The organism is Photobacterium sp. Ph5, assembly GCF_022129445.1.
Classification (GTDB): Bacteria; Pseudomonadota; Gammaproteobacteria; order Enterobacterales; family Vibrionaceae; genus Photobacterium.
The window spans coordinates 1-16,137 of sequence record NZ_JADQAQ010000073.1 but is presented as its reverse complement, the minus strand read 5'-3'; the positions used below and the strand labels follow the sequence as shown (position 1 = coordinate 16,137).

Annotated in this window: 15 protein-coding genes and 1 pseudogene; 5 read left to right on the top strand and 11 right to left on the bottom strand. The window is 37.5% G+C overall.

Annotation, left to right across the window (positions count from 1 at the left end; all coding sequences use genetic code 11):
- Positions 1-83: 83 nt before the first annotated feature.
- Positions 84-488, bottom strand: a complete 405-nt coding sequence (locus I3259_RS18835; RefSeq protein WP_238031239.1) for a hypothetical protein — start codon at positions 486-488, stop codon at positions 84-86.
- 18 nt (positions 489-506) lie between these two features.
- A complete protein-coding gene (locus tag I3259_RS18830) occupies positions 507-3,107 on the bottom strand; it encodes a choice-of-anchor L domain-containing protein (protein ID WP_238031238.1) in 2,601 nt (866 codons plus the stop codon).
- A 187-nt stretch (positions 3,108-3,294) separates the two neighbouring features.
- On the opposite strand from I3259_RS18830, the gene I3259_RS18825 reads away from it, so the two are divergent.
- The gene (locus tag I3259_RS18825) at positions 3,295-4,758 is read left to right on the top strand and encodes a protein adenylyltransferase SelO (RefSeq protein WP_238031237.1); all 1,464 of its coding nucleotides are present in this window, start codon (positions 3,295-3,297) and stop codon (positions 4,756-4,758) included.
- 70 nt (positions 4,759-4,828) lie between these two features.
- Here the strand turns inward: I3259_RS18825 and gpmA are convergent, their stop codons facing one another.
- The 3 genes from gpmA to I3259_RS18810 all read right to left on the bottom strand — a co-directional run bounded on the left by gpmA (position 4,829) and on the right by I3259_RS18810 (position 7,636).
- Positions 4,829-5,521, bottom strand: coding sequence for a 2,3-diphosphoglycerate-dependent phosphoglycerate mutase (gene gpmA, locus I3259_RS18820; RefSeq protein WP_238031236.1), 693 nt, complete (start codon positions 5,519-5,521; stop codon positions 4,829-4,831).
- 405 nt (positions 5,522-5,926) lie between these two features.
- Positions 5,927-7,114 carry a cystathionine beta-lyase gene (metC, locus tag I3259_RS18815; protein ID WP_238031235.1) on the bottom strand — a complete coding sequence of 396 codons (1,188 nt, stop codon included), beginning with the start codon at positions 7,112-7,114 and terminating at the stop codon, positions 5,927-5,929.
- A 138-nt stretch (positions 7,115-7,252) separates the two neighbouring features.
- Positions 7,253-7,636 carry a type II toxin-antitoxin system RelE/ParE family toxin gene (locus tag I3259_RS18810; RefSeq protein ID WP_238031234.1) on the bottom strand — a complete coding sequence of 128 codons (384 nt, stop codon included), beginning with the start codon at positions 7,634-7,636 and terminating at the stop codon, positions 7,253-7,255.
- A gap of 174 nt (positions 7,637-7,810) precedes the next feature.
- On the opposite strand from I3259_RS18810, the gene I3259_RS18805 reads away from it, so the two are divergent.
- The 3 genes from I3259_RS18805 (at position 7,811) to I3259_RS18795 (ending at position 11,576) form a co-directional block, all read left to right on the top strand.
- Positions 7,811-9,427: a phosphoethanolamine--lipid A transferase gene (locus I3259_RS18805; RefSeq protein WP_238031233.1), complete on the top strand. Its 1,617-nt coding sequence runs from the start codon at positions 7,811-7,813 to the stop codon at positions 9,425-9,427.
- A 71-nt stretch (positions 9,428-9,498) separates the two neighbouring features.
- Positions 9,499-10,170 carry a response regulator transcription factor gene (locus I3259_RS18800; RefSeq protein ID WP_238031232.1) on the top strand — a complete coding sequence of 224 codons (672 nt, stop codon included), beginning with the start codon at positions 9,499-9,501 and terminating at the stop codon, positions 10,168-10,170.
- A gap of 2 nt (positions 10,171-10,172) precedes the next feature.
- Positions 10,173-11,576: a HAMP domain-containing sensor histidine kinase gene (locus I3259_RS18795; protein ID WP_238031231.1), complete on the top strand. Its 1,404-nt coding sequence runs from the start codon at positions 10,173-10,175 to the stop codon at positions 11,574-11,576.
- A 336-nt stretch (positions 11,577-11,912) separates the two neighbouring features.
- On the opposite strand, the gene I3259_RS18790 is transcribed toward I3259_RS18795, so the two are convergent.
- The 3 genes from I3259_RS18790 to I3259_RS18780 form a co-directional block, all read right to left on the bottom strand.
- A complete protein-coding gene (locus tag I3259_RS18790; protein WP_238031230.1) occupies positions 11,913-12,182 on the bottom strand; it encodes a Txe/YoeB family addiction module toxin in 270 nt (89 codons plus the stop codon).
- On the bottom strand, positions 12,175-12,429 hold the full coding sequence (locus tag I3259_RS18785; RefSeq protein ID WP_107217890.1) for a type II toxin-antitoxin system prevent-host-death family antitoxin: 255 nt from the start codon (positions 12,427-12,429) through the stop codon (positions 12,175-12,177). The genes I3259_RS18790 and I3259_RS18785 overlap by 8 nt, the downstream gene beginning before the upstream one ends.
- Positions 12,430-12,715: 286 nt before the next feature.
- Positions 12,716-13,231, bottom strand: coding sequence for a GIY-YIG nuclease family protein (locus tag I3259_RS18780; protein WP_238031229.1), 516 nt, complete (start codon positions 13,229-13,231; stop codon positions 12,716-12,718).
- A 180-nt stretch (positions 13,232-13,411) separates the two neighbouring features.
- Here I3259_RS18780 and I3259_RS18775 point away from each other — a divergent pair.
- A pseudogene (locus I3259_RS18775) lies at positions 13,412-13,764 on the top strand (site-specific integrase); the annotation flags it as partial.
- A 163-nt stretch (positions 13,765-13,927) separates the two neighbouring features.
- On the opposite strand, the gene I3259_RS18770 reads toward I3259_RS18775, so the two are convergent.
- The 3 genes from I3259_RS18770 to I3259_RS18760 form a co-directional block, all read right to left on the bottom strand.
- Positions 13,928-14,314 (bottom strand): DUF3592 domain-containing protein, encoded by a 387-nt coding sequence (locus I3259_RS18770; protein ID WP_238031228.1) that lies wholly within the window; start codon positions 14,312-14,314, stop codon positions 13,928-13,930.
- Positions 14,315-14,462: 148 nt separating this feature from the next.
- A complete protein-coding gene (locus I3259_RS18765; protein WP_238031227.1) occupies positions 14,463-15,131 on the bottom strand; it encodes a hypothetical protein in 669 nt (222 codons plus the stop codon).
- Between the two features lie 128 nt (positions 15,132-15,259).
- A complete protein-coding gene (locus tag I3259_RS18760; RefSeq protein WP_233219366.1) occupies positions 15,260-15,958 on the bottom strand; it encodes a hypothetical protein in 699 nt (232 codons plus the stop codon).
- Positions 15,959-16,137: the final 179 nt, after the last annotated feature.

Below are 16,137 nucleotides of genomic sequence, written 5' to 3'. Positions count from 1 at the left end.
TAGGCATAACGTCACTCCTATACTTCAATATCTTGAAGTATAGGAGATAATTTAATAGTGGCTGTTAAATAGTGGTAATCAGGTTATTTTTTGCATAATTGACGAAACACCTCAGGATATTTAAATACGTTAACAGTGTCATTAACATTAACAAAAATCCAGTCACTGCCTTTTGTTAATGGGATATACCATGTTGCATCATCTTTTATAAGTACTAATGCAGGCAATGTTTTTATCTTCATAATAAAAGGATCATTTTCTTGGTACACGGCCTTTAATGGTAATAACTCCCTTCTTTCTATCCGTAGATAAAATTGAGCAATATTTTCACCTACTGCTTCTAATTCACAACCACTATTATCTTTATATTGATACAAGACTTTGCCTAAATCTTCAGATTGATAAACCACATCAGATTTAACGTTACAACCATAAATCAACATCAATAAAAATAATAATGGTGCGCACAAAGAAAATATTTTCACCATATGCGCACCTCACTCTAATTATTTAACTTCTATGTTATCAATCAATATCGCACTATCATATGCTGTATCACCTTTATCTACCGCCTCTATTGTTAGCTTAACACGCTTATTAGCCAAAGCAGAGACATCTAACTGCTCTTTTGCCCAAGGGGTGTTATGTACATCACCTTGATCAAACGATACATCAGACTTGATTAGCGCCTCTTGATTCTCACAAAGCTTATTTACACTGGTTTCAAAAGATGCACAATTTGTTGTTCCTTCCTCGCACACGTTTAAAGTAAATGAATCATCAAAACCAGTATCACAATATTCTAAAAATTCTTCTGAATAGAACTTCCAATCAAAACTCAATGTTGTTACGTTTTTATCTAAACAAGCAGATTGTTCGATACTACCTAGCTCATTGGTATAGCCTAACCCCGTTGAAACAACACCAACAAATTGACCATCTAACGGCGCAGTACCACCTAAATTAGTAATGATGCGTCCATCACCATTTTTCGCCCAAGCATTCAGTTCTCCTTGTTCAAAACTGAGATTATCAAATGAACCACTTGATAGTTTTAAATCTTCTTCACCTCTCATACGAATGAATGCTTCGTTACTGCTGCTATCACTTTTACCATGTTTATTAACAGCAACATCAAAGGCTTCCTTCAATGTCGAATCATTTTCAAGCATGTCACTAATAATGGCATTCGTCGTATCTTGAGCATAAGACGAAAGCACATAGTCATCATAGCCAATCACCGCTCCTGCGCCTTTTGATAAAAAGACATTGGCAAGTGAATTGTTGTAAACAGACCGACAGGCTGATAGTACAACTAAACTCTTAGGCATAGTGGAAAGATAATGATCAAAGAACGAAGGAAGAATAATCAACGCGCCACCAGCACCAATGGCTAGGCGCTTCATATAAAGATCGCTTTCATAACCTTCAAGGTTATAAGTGCCATCTTCATTTTTAGGTAAAACTATGCCTGTATATAAACCAGAAACTGATAGATACCCTTTTAAGAAGTCACTCGGCCCCCACTTTTCATCCCAGATTTTAAATAATCCACTGAAATAATTATTACCGTGAGTAGAAAAATGAATATATCCAAAAGTAGTAAAATCTTTAAAGCTATCAAGCGAAACACCCACAGTTTCGTTATTCACAAATTCACTATCAGGGAATAATTTACATGATTGACTATCTTTAATTGTTTTCCAAACACCATAGTAATCATCTGCTTTAAAGAAGTTACTAAACTCAGACACATCAGGATTATTAATATAGGGGCTGATCATCACAGCTTTAGAGCTTTGAATTCGGTTTGCCGTCGCTACTGATGAGTAGGTTGTAGGCTGGTTTTTAAATACATCATCATAATAACGCGTTTCAAATGCCGCTTTTACAACAGGTGTTGGCGCAACAGTCCCACCACGCACTGTTGACTTTGAATTTTCAACCAGAGGATTATGAAGTCCTAAAATACCATCCTCATTCACCCACCAAATACCTCCTTCATAGGTATACCCAGCAGCACCTACATCCTTATGGATGTTAAGTTGATCAACCACCGCTTTGGCTGAAGCATGAACATCTTTTCCTTTATCTAATTCTGAGGTTAACCATGTTTCAACACTGTCAGCAATATCAACAGACTTAGCGACTTGATCTGAGGTGTATGTTTCAGCCACCCAGATACAGGCAGGCTCTGATTGGTATACATTCTCTTCACTATCAGATACTTGTGCTTGATAGCAAAATTTACCTTTTTTAGTTGGATTAAAAGAGAAAGAGGTCGCATAAATGCCATCATCATCGATTCCATCTGCACCTTCATCAAAACTAATGCTGCCGCCAGAGCCGATCAATGTAACCTCTGGATCCTTATTATTTGATGTGCCAATATTAGCGTAAATCGTTACTGCATCTTCATTTAACACAAAAGAGCGTTGGCTTAATGTTAACGGCGTAGTGAAATCCATCGCGGGGTGATAGTTAATCGTTGAAACAATCTCAACCTGCGCTTCATCAGCGGTTAACGCCATTACGGTGATTTGATTTTTACCTTTAACCAAATCAAGTGTTGCTGACCACATTTCATCAACTTCAGCATTCACAGAAAGCTTGGTGGCACCGTTAGTCACTAAGATCTGTTTAATATCATGATCAGAAACAACATTTCCTTTTAAAGTCACCTTTGCTTCATTGGTTACTTGCTTAGTATCACCTAAGCCAACAAAAGAAAGAGATAAGGATTTTTCCGCAGGTTTTGCATATACACTGATATCATCAGTTGCTGTATCACCGTCGTTATCAGTGACCGTAACTGTAAAATTAAACACTTCATTATCTTGAATATCAGGAACAGTAAACGTAGCGCTATTATTTACTTTTATCAGTTCGACTTTTGTTGCATCTGCGTCTGATTGCGCCCAAGAAACATCCACAATTGTCCCGTTTGGATCAATATTGTTAGATGAAATCACCACACTTTTATTAGCATAGGTATAAATATCATCACCAGCTTTAGCTTGTGGTGTTGACTCACCACTTCCACCGCCACCACAACCCAATAGCGCTAAGGCGGTGCTGGCAAAAAGTATGTTCCTTGTTAAGTTCATTGTATTCCCTTCAATAACAAACCAGTAGAAATGAACAAATGATCATATTGGTAAACTAGATACTATTCTATTAAGCGATATCCCTACTCGATACACTTCATGATTAGAAATGTAATAGATGTAAGTACTTAACTATAATATATGGTTAGATCTATAATCCTTGTTAAACCCACCGAATACCTTTGTTATGAAATCATTACAACAGCTTATTTTTAATAATACTTACAGCCAACTCCCTTCTCTGTTCGGCACCTTCGTTACTCCGCAACCGCTGAGTAATCCTTACTTAATAAGTGTGAATCCACACATTGCGAAATTATTAGAACTCGATATAAACGCCATTCAATCTGATGATTTTATTAATATATTCAGTGGTAACGACACCTTAGCTGGGTTTGATCCCATTGCAATGAAATACACTGGGCACCAATTCGGGCAATACAACCCCGATCTGGGTGATGGTCGAGGTTTATTATTGGGGGAAGTACAAACAAGTCATGGTAAAAAGTGGGATATTCACTTAAAAGGCTCTGGACTTACACCTTATTCGCGTATGGGCGATGGTCGTGCCGTTATTCGTTCAAGTATTCGAGAATATTTAGCTAGCGCTGCGATGGCAGGTCTTGGTATTCCAACCTCGCATGCACTCGCGGTTATTGGTAGTGATACTCATGTGTACCGTGAAAAACAAGAATTTGGCGCAACCCTGATCCGAGTTTCAGAAAGCCATATCCGATTTGGTCATTTTGAATATCTGTTTTATACCCAACAACACGATCAATTACGCTTATTAGCAGATTACGTTATTCAGCATCATTTCCCTGAATGCCAACAAGTCGAAAAGCCTTACGCCGCCCTGTTTGAGCAAGTTTGTGAAAATACAGCTAAGATGATCGCCCATTGGCAAGCGGTAGGATTTGCTCATGGCGTTATGAATACCGACAATATGTCGATTTTAGGCTTAACGTTTGATTATGGCCCTTATGGTTTTCTGGACGATTATAATCCGGGTTATATTTGTAATCATTCCGATTATTCTGGTCGTTATGCCTTCAATCAACAGCCATCCATTGGGTTATGGAATTTATCAGCACTCGGTTACGCCTTAGCACCCATTATAGATAAATCAGACATAGAACATGCATTAGAAATTTATCAGCACCAACTACAAATGCATTACAGCAAACTTATGCGCCAGAAATTAGGTTTGTTCGATAGCCAAGAACAAGATAATGAGTTATTCCAGCAGTTATTTAATTTACTCAAGCAACAATCAATCGATTACACCCAGTTCTTCCGCACGCTTTCGACGCTTTCCCAAGACGAACTCGATAACGCCAGTTCACACTTTTCATCCCTCTCTGAAAATACAACAGCAATCGATGAATGGTTAGCTGATTACAAAAAACGTATCTCAAATACCGATGATCAACAACGTTTGGCATTAATGCTTAAAAGTAACCCGAAATATATTCTTCGTAACTATTTGGCACAGCTTGCTATCGATGGTGCCGAGCAAGGGAATTTCACATTTGTAGAGAATCTATTAACAGTTTTACATGATCCTTTTGATGAGCATCCTAACTTTGAGGATCTTGCCGATCTTCCACCTAAATGGGGTAAAGAATTAGAAATTAGTTGCTCTTCTTAAGGAATTAACTCGTTTTTGTAACAAAAAATGCCCTATTCAATAGGGCATTTTTATCAATATTTTATTAGCATTACAAATAATAGCTCTGTACAGGTTTCATCTGCTCGTTAAATTCGTAAACTAATGGTGCTCCTGTTGGTATTTCTAATTCTGTAATTTTATCATCAGGAATATTATCTAAATATTTAATCAAAGCACGTAAGCTGTTACCGTGAGCGGCAATTAAAATATCAGAGCCTGGTTTAACATTAGGGACAATATTCTCATTCCAGAATGGTATTACCCTATCATAGGTATCTTTCAACGATTCACCATGCGGAAGCTGACTATGTTTTAGCTCTTGGTAACGTCTATCATTACCTGGGTAAAAAGAGCTATCTTCACTCACTTGTGGTGGCTCAATATCATAACTACGACGCCAAATGTGCACTTGTTCGTCGCCAAACTCTTCTGCTGTTTCTGCTTTATTCAATCCTTGAAGATCACCATAATGACGTTCATTCAATTGCCAGTCGTGCTCAACAGGGATCCATAAAGAATCAAGCTGTTCTAATGCTAAGTTAGATGTTTTGATCGCACGATCAAGCATTGAGGTATAGCAAAAATTAAAGTTGAAACCATTCTCTTTCAATTTAATACCTGCATTACGCGCTTCGTTTTCGCCTAATTCAGAAAGAGAGACATTTGCCCAGCCAGTAAAACGGTTTTCTTTGTTCCAAACACTTTGACCATGACGAAGTAGAACAATACGTGTATTTTTCATAACAGCCCCTTGTAACTCAACATCATGAGTTAAGTAGATTAGTCTTTTTAATCGCTGTCATTTCCATATGGCATTTAACAATTACCTTCTAATTGATAATCATTATCATCTTTAGTTGTAGATTAAATCCATTCCGCAACGATTACAATACTGACTATAAAGAAAAATTATTAAATAAAAGTGCTATATGCCGCCATTATCTGTATCTATAAGGTCATTATAGAGTTTGAGCAGAGTAATAATAAACAATAAGAATATGATAAGGTTGATTATTTTTAACTTTAAAGGGATGATTGGAAAATCCATTCGTAAATTATTGTTTACACAAGCAATAAAAAATCGCTTCTTCCAATGTCATAACAGATGAAAGAAGCGATTTAGTTTGTAGGATATATTTAAGGTTAATTAAGCGATGCGGCTAAAGCCATTGGCTAAATCTTCAATTAGATCGTCGCAATCTTCTAAACCAATATGTACACGAATAAGCGTGCCATCAAAATCTACTTTGCCCACAGGACGAATACGATTTAACTCTTCAGGTTGGCAGGCCAAAATAAGAGACTCATAACCGCCCCAAGAATACGCCATACTAAAATGCTTAAAGTTATCTAAGAAATTAGCGACTTCTTCATTTGATAAACGTTTATTAAGGACAAATGAAAACAAGCCACAGCTTCCTGCAAAATCACGCACAAAGAATTCATGGCCTTTACAACTTGGTAGTGCTGGATGATTAACCGTTGCAACTTCTGGACGCTCTGCCAGCCATTCCGCTACTTTGATACTGCTTTCATGATGTTGTTTTAAACGAACGCCCATAGTGCGCAATCCGCGAGCAGCTACATACGCGGTATCAGCATCAACCATCTGCCCCATTAAATAAGAACGTTCGCGTAGTTGATCCCAACAGCGCTCATTACTTACTGCTGTACCAATCATTGCATCTGAATGACCAACAATGTATTTCGTACCGGCTTGAACAGAGATATCAACACCGTGCTCGAGCGCTTTAAATAGCACCCCTGCCGCCCATGTGTTATCCATAATGATCACAGCATCAGGGTTAACAGCACGCACTGCTTTCACAATTGCTGGAATATCTTGCACTTCCATTGTGATAGAGCTTGGTGATTCTAAGAAAACAACCTTAGTATTTGGCTGTACAAGTTCTGCAATCCCCTCACCAATCAAGGGATCGTAATAAGTAGTACTAACCCCTAATCCTTTAAGGACAATATTGCAAAACTCTTGAGTAGGCTCATAGGCTGCACCTGTCATCAATACATGATCGCCCGATGCAACAAACGCTAAAATACTGTTAGATACCGCAGCCGCACCACATGGATATAAATAACAACCAGCACCGCCTTCTAATTCCACCATCGCATCTTGAAGCGCAAAGTGGGTTAACGTGCCACGACGTCCATAAAACAACTCGCCTTTCGCACGGTTCTTAATAGCATGTTTTTTATCTGCAACCGTATCGAAAACTAATGATGATGCACGTTGAATAACGCTATTGACTGCACCGTGAGTGAATTTTTTTTTGCGTCCTGCATTTACTAGCGCAGTATCTAATTTGTTACTAGACATAACTACTCAATTCCCTTACTCGTTTATCTCTAATTCTTCATGTATAGCATGAATAAACCTGACAAACTAGCGAGTAATCACTGAGTTACCTTTACTGGTTGAGCATGAGATTAACGTCAATATTACATTAAACTCATTCTAATTCGCCGACAGTGACCAAATTACCCTGTCAATTGTGTTTATTTGTTGTAATACAGCAATAGCTTGATGTGCTTCTTTCTTTGGTGTTTTCTGCGTCGATTTTAGAAATGCATGAAGGATCAGAAGATCATTATTATGTTTAATAAACAGCACTCTTACCGATTCTTTACCGCTATCGACCCGCAGCTTGAAAATCGCCCCTTTATACTTCCATATTTTGGCATTTAACATCTTCAAATGTTTACAATGATAAACATCACCATAGCTTTGATATGAGGCGAATTTATTAAATATTGCCTGCCGTAGTTTAGTCGATATATTGCCTAACAGCGTATAAAGTGGCACGGTAAGTTGCACGTTTTCTACAAGATAAATATTCATAATAAGATGGTATTTTTCTTTGATAATACGAGAATAAACACACACCTTATAATCAATTTTATTGAATATAAGGTTTACTTTTTTTACTAAAAAACATTCTTATTCCAAATCTTAAGTAAGCCTTAAGTTCTAAAGCTGATGATATAGCTATTCGCTAATTCAGAAGAGCCAGCAATGCGTCAAATTTTCCAAATTAAGATGACAAGCTTCATCATTGTAATGTCAGCATACTTTACCCTATGCTTTAACTATCCGACCTTGGCTAAAATTTTCGATTTAAGCCATTCAGTATCTAATGCGTTATTCCCTTACACCGCACCGATAGTATTGATGGCAGCTTTCATCATTATTTTTACTCTACTGTGCTGGCCTTATCTGTTTAAGCCGGTGATGATTTTCTTAACCATTACCTCATCCATGGCGTTATATGCAGAAGTGAACTACCACACTCTGTTTAACAATGCGGTAATTGAAAGCATTTTTGAAACCAATTCAGATGAAGCATTTTCTTACCTCAATACCACTTCCATCATGTATGTGGTTTTCTTTGGTATAGTGCCAAGTATTTGGATCGCCATGGTTAAAATCACCAAGCGTGAATCTTTTATCAAAGCCATTGTTGCACGTATCGCATTACTAGGTATCGCTTGTACGGCCATCTTGTTGGTCGGTTTAACCACATTTAAAACCTATGCAGCAGTTGGTCGAAATAACCACTTCTTAAACCGTATGATCATTCCGGGTCACGTGTATGCTGGTGGTAAATATCTATATAAAAAGTTTATCTACAAGCCACTACCGTTTAAACAACAAGGTTTGGATGCCAAGCTAAAACCAACAGATAATCATAAACCTACGTTGTTTGTAATGCTGTTAGGTGAAACCGCACGTACCTATAACTATGCTTATAATGGTTATAAGCGCGACACCAATCCGTACACCAAAAATGAAGGTATAATATCGTTCAAAAACGTTGAATCTTGCGGTACTTACACTGCGCTTTCAGTACCTTGTATGTTCTCGAATTTAACGCGAGCACACTACAACCAAGATCGTGCTTACTCACAAGATAATGCGGTTGATATTATCCACCGTGCAGGTACTGAAGTGCTATGGCTTGATAACGATGGCGGCTCAAAAGGTGTTGCTGATCGGGTCAATTATGAAGCGACAGATCCATCACAGCATAACCAGTTCTGTAATGGCACTAGCTGCTACGATGGCGTGATGTTAGATAAAGCCCAAGCCTTCATAAACAAAGACGATAAGAATAAGCTATTAGTACTGCATTTAATTGGCAGCCATGGTCCAACTTATTTCAAACGCTACCCTGCTGCATTCGACAAATTTAAACCGTCTTGTAACCGTAGTGACATTGAAAACTGTAGCGATCAAGAAATTAAAAACGTGTACGACAACACCATTCTGTACACCGACTACGTAACAGAGCAAATGATCAAAATGCTGAAAGCCGAAGAAGATAAATATAACGTTGCCTTGTTATATATGTCGGATCACGGTGAATCATTAGGCGAGAACGGGTTCTACCTTCATGGTGCCCCTTTCTCAATTGCGCCTAAAGAGCAAAAACACGTACCTTGGCTACTATGGTTACCTAACCAATACACACAAGCGAAAGGGATCAACAAAACGTGTCTAGAGAAAAAAGAAAACCAAGCAGGACTATCACAGGATAGTTTATTCCCTAGCCTATTGAGCTTATACGGTGTGAAATCAAAAGTGATAAATCCTAAGCTGGACATTACTTCAAGCTGTCAAGTGGCAGCATAAACACCTGAATTAACACTCGAAATTAATGTATACTTATAATCTCTTATAGGTATACATTTTTTGAGCTCTCCATGAAGATATTAATTATCGAAGATTCATCGGCATTACGTCGCAGTTTAGCGGTGGGTTTTAATAATCTAGGTTTGACTACTGATGAAGCTGAAAATGGTGATGAAGGGCTCAGCCTAGCGTTAAATAATGATTACGACATTATTATTTTAGATCTGATGTTACCGGGCGTTGATGGTATGACGATCTTAAATAAACTTCGTCAAACAGGCATTGAAACTCGCATTATTATTCTTTCCGCCAAAACCCATAGCCAAGATCGCATTGACGGCTTACTGCAAGGTGCTGACGACTACGTTACCAAGCCCTTTTCCTTTGATGAGCTCCATGCTCGTGTACTGGCCATTTCTCGTCGCTGCCAAGCAATCAATGTTACCAATACCATTGAAATTGATGGTTTTATCTTAGATCCAAGCAAGAAAACCCTTTTCTACGGTCGCCATGATTTAGAGCTCACCCCTAATGAGTTTAAGATTGTCGATTACCTATTTACTCATCGAGGCAAAATCCTCACTACCAGCATGATCAGCGATAATATTGCGAATAACTTTGATTATATTGCGAAGAATACTATCGAAGTACATATCTCGACGATGCGCAAAAAAGCAAAAAAAATTGATGCTGTACTGCCGATTAAAAACAAACGTGGTTTTGGTTACTACATCGAGAATTAAACATGACGCAAGTCCGTTCAATTAAAAAGAACCTTATTAATGCCATTAGTGCAGTATTTGGATTCTTTATTATTATTGTATTTACCTTTGTCGACGTCAGTGTCGATAATTGGGTACAAGAGCAATTTGAATTAGAGATCCAAGAGCAAGCAGGACAATTTAAAACTATCACCAATATCCAAGCCTTTGCTGATGCCATTAGTAGTGATAAAGATTATGCTTATTACCAGATCTGGAAAAATGATGATGTTATTTATCGCTCCGCTTCCCTTAGCGATTATCCAAATATTAATTTGCTACATAAGAAGTTACCGCTAAATAGCTATCAAATTGTCAATATAACATTACCTAACCGAGAAGTCGGCAAGGCGTTCTTATATTCATACTTAGCAAAACCCAAAGATCAAAAGCCAACCCCTATTTACTTAACCATTTATGCCTCCACGACAGGGCTTGATAAGGTCACGGGCATTCTTGATATTTTGCTGATTGGTAGTTTCTTACTCTCAATGATCATTATGCGTGTTGTCGCGAGAGCTATTGTTAATAAAGGGCTCAATCCACTCGTTAACTTAAACGATCAAATAAAACTGTTTAACTATCAAAAACAACAACGTCAAAACCATAGCTTTACGTTTGAAGAAAATACTCCCTCTTATATTGAAGTAGATTTGATCCGCAACGAGCTAAATAACTTCCTCGAAACCAACCGTAAAATGGTCGATAACGAAAAACGCATCACCTCTGATATCGCTCATGAAATTAAAACGCCTATTGCTGAAATCATCACCCTTACCGAAGTGCATCAACGCTTTCCAGATGATGAACGTTTAGCCAAAACCTTCACCTCGGACATTCTCCAAATATCGAACCGAATGAAAGTCATTGTAGAAAACCTATTATTACTGCAACGCACTTCTCATTCGCTTTCTATTTATAAAGAGCCGATTGAAATCACAACCTTATTAAGTAGCGTGATTCACGATTTAAACTTTAAATATGACGATATTAAACAGCGTATAGTTTTAAATAACACACTTCAGCAGCCTATTATTGCTGATGAGTTTTGTTTAAAAACCATTATCACCAACTTATTAGATAACGCACTGTTTTACAGCCTGCCTAATACAGCTATTAATATTGCGATTAATGATAATGCTCCGGATGTGATATTCACTATCACCAATCAATCCTCTATTAATTACACGGAGCAGGAAGTCGATAAACTAGTGCAACCGCTATTTCAGCATGATGATTCTCGCTCCAATAACGATCGCTATGGTTTAGGATTATCTATCGTTGATAACATCTGCAAAATCAACGAATACGATCTATCAATAAACCAGTTAGGACATGGGGATTTTCAAGTACAGGTACGGATACCAAAAAAGAATTGTAGCGAATAAGCCAGCCACTAAGTTGAAAACAAAAAAGCAGCAATGAGTATTATTCATTATTGCTTTTTATATTCATCAGAATATGGGGCTTTTGGCTGCCAGCTCACAGACAGATTCAAATCACATACAAACGGCTCTTATTCGTGAGATAACTTATTTTTAAGATATGTTGCCGTTACCTAGCTGAGAATATGTTTAAAAGCATAACTTTTCCTATGCTTTAAGCATCATAGTAATTGCGATATTTACTATATAGGGTGGCTTAGGCTTAACTAATGCTTCGGATAGGTGTCGGCTACAAACCGGCTATTCTTATTTAATCGTTACCTGACGTAAAAGCCTATTTTAGTAATGGTAGCGACATGAAATTATCGTAATTGCTTGTGCATCTACTGCATATACGAGCCTGTTTGTATCATCAATTCGGCGAGACCAAAAACCAGATAAATTTTCTTTTAATGCCTCTGGTTTACCTATCCCTTCAAAAGGAGAGCGCTTCACATCATTGATAAGTTTATTGATACGCTTAAGCGTTTTCTTATCTTGGCTTTGCCAATACAAATAGTCACCCCAAGCACCATCAGTCCAAGACAGTAAACGCTGACTACTACTCATCAATAAGCTCACGTGCAGTCACTTTCCCTGCTCGATATTGTGCTATTGAACGATTTAAATGCTCTGCATTTTCAGGAGAACGCAGTAAATGAACCGTCTCCATAAGGCTATTGTAATAGTCTAAAGACATGACTACTGCATCTTCAGCATCACGACGGGTAATTACTGTTGTATCTGCGTCATTTACGACACCATCTAAAACTGCTTTTAAACTATTTCTAGCTTCAGTAAAAGATACGATTCTCATTAGAACCTCCACATGTACGTTGAATAGCACAAGTATAGGCTTACAGACTCAACTTGTACAGTTAAGCGAACATGTAATATTAACAAAGGCAATGAACGCTTCAGAATCTCTAACCACACTAAAAACTTCCATAACAATCTTCAACGGTGGTACCAAAATTAAGTTAAGAATTCTTTGGATGCTTCCTCCAATTTTATAACGGCGAAAAACACACGGCTATACTTTGAGCGAAGCGAAAATGCTGTACATTTGAAGTCCGATTTAATGGCTTTGTTATAAATAATGATTAACTATAAAGCTTGGTATCAAATACCTCCTCACCAGACAATGTTATTTTTTTCATTTTCTTAGGGCGATTATTTAATGTTGGATTTAGAGTAAGCATACATATTTTTTCAAGCTTTCCTATATAGTCAGTACCTTTTCGATTTGCATTAATAATTAAATATTTGTAATCACTTATTTCTTTTGCAGCAGATACATAACCACTAAAATCGTTTGGTAACTCTAGATAACTAACCAGCTTACTTAAAAATGTATATTTATAATTTTTAGACATGCCTAAATGAGAACCTAAGCGATCAACAAAATGAACAGAAGAGCACTTACCAACATAAACACATTCAGAGTTTGAGTTAAATATTATATAAACACCATGACGCATAGCTTCATTATTATCATCTACTAACAAATCTACAAATGATAACTCTTTTAACTTCCTTGCGTTTGCTGAAAATATTGTATTTTTAGCTTCATTAACTGTAAGACCAATTAACTTTTCTACTTCAATTTTAAAATCCATAACTATCCTTAGTTTATAACGCCTTGCTAAGCGGAAAATAATGGTTGGCTATAATCGCGAAGCGATGGTCAACTGTTATTTTTCCGTTTAAGCAACTTATTGAACGAAGCCGCTGAGCGGCAGAGTAAAAAACTATAAGCTCAACTACGGTAAATACACCTTCCCAAAGGAATATTTATCATGAACAAAGCGCAGCAACATCGTTCATATTATCTTTATGAACAACACCTTACCCATCTCAACTTGCAAGGTAAACGCCCCGCTACGATTGATGCTTATAGTCGTGCTCTACGTCGCATTACCCATCAACTGGATAAATCACCAGACACATTAACTACCGAAGATCTTAAACAACATTTTACGCAACTGATCAAACACATTCATGGAGTACCGTAAAAATTGATCGAAATGGCTTACAGTTTTTCTTTAAGCATGTCCTTCAACGTGATTGGGTGTGGCTGAACATTGTAAAGCCGCCGCACGTGAAAACCTTACCTGATATTTTAACGCCAGCCGAAATCAGCCTATTGATCATTTACAACTAGTTACTTGTGCAGAGATGATCTCAGAATTTAATAAGATACTTCCTCTGTTATAGATAACTATAACTATAAAAAGGGTAGATAGCGCAATTAATGTTTTTATAGTTTTTTATCAAATGTCATTTAGATTCCTTTTAAAGGTTTGATTAGTTAATTATTGATACAAGCCTATATAAATTGCAGGTATTGAAAGCCCAATGAATAAAATTCCCAAGCGAAAACCATTTCCCTTAGCTAAACGAGCATTGGCCTCATTGCCTTTGTGATACAAAATATCAGTATTTTGCCCTATGGGTATTATCTTAGAATTAAAAGATGTTTTTGATTGAACTTCGTAAGTAATTCCATTTAAAGAAAATTCAAAACTAGGTCTGTACATTGTCTGTTTACTGTTATCGCTATCTTTGGATTGATATTCATAATAGCGTAGTATTTTACCCTTAGTTTTCAGTGCTTTTTGATTAAAGCGCCAGTAGTCAAATAATATATAACTCCCCAATACACCAAAAACATAGCCTGCTATTAATGGAACAATATTCATATTTAATCCTTACATATGAAAGCCTAACCGCGCTTGCCCTGAAATCTAACGCCCGGCTAACATGCCGGAGGCCAATGGCGCCTTTTGTGCGGGGTTTGCACAAAAGGTGACAGTGACCGGAGGTCTTGTGCAGCCACTTGTTAAATTTCTATTTCTTAACCATTTCATAATCTTCATCCATGAAATACTCACCAGACCTAACCATACTTCTGGCCCCCCAACTCATAGGGTAAACAACTTGTTTATAGCCTTCGTCCCCTATTTGATATGCACCGCTCTTTAATCCTCCGATTAAATCACTCAAATGCTCCTCGATACTTGGGGCGAGTACACTAAAGTAATAATCTTGAGCTACTGCCAATAGCTCTCCTGGCTGCTTCCCTCCCAAGTTCAGGACAATATTGTAACCACCTGAAGCCATAAATAGAGGCAAAATAAGCCTTAGATCATTTATTTCATCGTCCTCGGAATAATGCTGAGAGTTGCTATATTCATCATAATACTTGATGCCACACTCTTCAAATGCCTGGAAATTTTCATCTAAAAAGTTTCCTGCAAAGAATGAAACAGTGTGTTTTTTAAATGCATCCTTGTAATGCTGTAAGAGTGTTTGGTCATTCTCGAGTTCATAGCCGCAAAATATATCAACTTCATCTGTGATTAACTTTACAAGCTGCACCAGATTTCTAACATTATCAGGAATCTTAGTTTTGATTATATTTTCAATTTCTTGAATTTCAGGTGAAGCGTCGACTTTTTTATCAATGCTACTTAAAAGATTTTCAATATAGTCGATTGTTTCCGAAACTTGACTCATTCCTGATCCCTCTGGAAATTTAACGCCCGCATCAACTGCCGGAGGCTACTGGCGCCTTTTTTGCCGGGGTTTTGGCAAAAAAGGAGACAGTGGCCGGAGGTCAGATTGCAGGCGCTTGTTAAATTTTTCTAGCTAAAAATACCTGGATTGTGTTTGCTCCAAATCTCCATTTCTAGCTCTTCAGGATAAAGACCATCTTCTTTATATTTATCATTTTCCACCCACTCTACGCACGTATCGACCATTTTTTGTATGGAATAGAAATAAACATCAATTCCTTGCATAACCGAGATTATTGGCCGCTCTAATACAGAACTTAGGTTATTACCTTTTGTTGGGATCACATACCAGCCACCATTAAAGGACGCTATTGGAAATGAATTCTTAAGCATGAAATGGTCTTCTTTATATGTTCCGTAAGAATCCATCATACTTTTATATTCATTCTTAGCTCTTTCGATACTACAGAAACTGTTGTCGCGGAACCAAAATGGATATTCAGAATCCCAAGCGTCATTCACCTGACCGCCTCTCCACGAATAAAGCGCAATGATTTCTTCAGTTAGATCTCCTGGAAACCACGAACATTTTTCTCTTAATTCTTGCTCATCTAGTGGTGGAAGCAGTGATTCACTAACTTTCATTCCCTTCGCTTCGAATGCTTTCAACAGCTTATCTAAGCTATTGTGAAGAACCTCAGTAGAAAATTTAGGGATATTAATATCTTTATGCTTTATTTGAGGCACCACAGTATCTCCACTACATCCGTATAATTTGCTAGCGGCAAATGTCGTAATCAATATTTCAAGAAACGATCTTCGATTCATATCCAAAATTTAACGCCCTGTTAAGGTGTGAGCAACGCAATACCGATGCCGCCGCATACCACCTTAATCACTTAAACCAACGCATGGTAAAAATGCCACGCGTTGCGAATCACTCTTAAACAGATTGTTGAACGAAGCCGCTTCGCGGCAGAGTGAAAGCCCATAAGCTCGACTACGGT

Excerpts from the sequence above, each read along its gene's own strand:
- I3259_RS18830 (WP_238031238.1), bottom strand. The coding sequence starts at position 3,107 with ATGAACTTAACAAGGAACATACTTTTTGCCAGCACCGCCTTAGCGCTA.
- I3259_RS18760 (WP_233219366.1), bottom strand. The coding sequence starts at position 15,958 with ATGAATCGAAGATCGTTTCTTGAAATATTGATTACGACATTTGCCGCT.
- gpmA (WP_238031236.1), bottom strand. The coding sequence starts at position 5,521 with ATGAAAAATACACGTATTGTTCTACTTCGTCATGGTCAAAGTGTTTGG.
- I3259_RS18780 (WP_238031229.1), bottom strand. The coding sequence starts at position 13,231 with ATGGATTTTAAAATTGAAGTAGAAAAGTTAATTGGTCTTACAGTTAAT.
- I3259_RS18825 (WP_238031237.1), top strand. The coding sequence starts at position 3,295 with ATGAAATCATTACAACAGCTTATTTTTAATAATACTTACAGCCAACTC.
- I3259_RS18835 (WP_238031239.1), bottom strand. The coding sequence starts at position 488 with ATGGTGAAAATATTTTCTTTGTGCGCACCATTATTATTTTTATTGATG.
- I3259_RS18785 (WP_107217890.1), bottom strand. The coding sequence starts at position 12,429 with ATGAGAATCGTATCTTTTACTGAAGCTAGAAATAGTTTAAAAGCAGTT.
- I3259_RS18770 (WP_238031228.1), bottom strand. The coding sequence starts at position 14,314 with ATGAATATTGTTCCATTAATAGCAGGCTATGTTTTTGGTGTATTGGGG.
- I3259_RS18805 (WP_238031233.1), top strand. The coding sequence starts at position 7,811 with ATGCGTCAAATTTTCCAAATTAAGATGACAAGCTTCATCATTGTAATG.
- metC (WP_238031235.1), bottom strand. The coding sequence starts at position 7,114 with ATGTCTAGTAACAAATTAGATACTGCGCTAGTAAATGCAGGACGCAAA.
- I3259_RS18810 (WP_238031234.1), bottom strand. The coding sequence starts at position 7,636 with ATGAATATTTATCTTGTAGAAAACGTGCAACTTACCGTGCCACTTTAT.
- I3259_RS18795 (WP_238031231.1), top strand. The coding sequence starts at position 10,173 with ATGACGCAAGTCCGTTCAATTAAAAAGAACCTTATTAATGCCATTAGT.
- I3259_RS18800 (WP_238031232.1), top strand. The coding sequence starts at position 9,499 with ATGAAGATATTAATTATCGAAGATTCATCGGCATTACGTCGCAGTTTA.
- I3259_RS18765 (WP_238031227.1), bottom strand. The coding sequence starts at position 15,131 with ATGAGTCAAGTTTCGGAAACAATCGACTATATTGAAAATCTTTTAAGT.
- I3259_RS18790 (WP_238031230.1), bottom strand. The coding sequence starts at position 12,182 with ATGAGTAGTAGTCAGCGTTTACTGTCTTGGACTGATGGTGCTTGGGGT.